Annotated in this window: 1 protein-coding gene; it reads right to left on the reverse strand. The window is 51.3% G+C overall.

All coding sequences use genetic code 11. The features are described from left to right. Positions 1–595 (reverse strand): IS6 family transposase (locus ACR0K1_RS25645; RefSeq protein ID WP_480852329.1); only part of this gene is annotated, 595 nt, incomplete at its 3' end. Positions 596–638: the final 43 nt, after the last annotated feature.

Here is a 638-nt window from a genome sequence, read left to right on the forward strand (position 1 = left end):
CGTCGAGGGTTGCCGCCGCTGAAGCGAACGCCTTGAACCCTAGCATTGGCCGGATGCGTCTCTTGATGAAACGATGGTCCTGTTCCTCGATGTTGTTCGGGTATTTCCGCCTCACCATCTCAATCGGGATCGGGCAGCCAAAGCCTTTCAGCATTTTGTTGATCGACTTGATACCAGCTGAGTTGGCGCCACTTTTGTCGATGACGATCTTACGTGGAAGGGCGTTGACCTCCAGCATTCGAGCAAAGAATTTTGTCGCAGCCGGTTTGTTTCGACGTTGTGAAAGCATGAAATCGAGAGTTTTACCGTGTTTGTCGATCGCTCGGTAGAGGTAAACCCATGATCCCTTTACTTTAATATACGTTTCATCCATTCGCCAGGAGCGGTCGTATGGGCCTTTGCGGCGGCGTGCTATTTCAGCGATTGCGCAAGAGTATCGTGTCACCCAGCGGTTCAGCGTGGTGTGATCGACGGAAACACCTCGCTCTGCCATGATCTCTTCCAGATCGCGGTAGGAAACGCCGTATCGAACGTAGAAGAATACTGCGAATAGGATCACATCTTTCGGATACTGTGCACCTTTGAAGGAAATCATGAGCTGGCTTTCGACTTGATACGACCGACGAGTCATTCACTCG

The sequence above is a fragment of the Ruegeria sp. F5 genome (assembly GCF_056533845.1).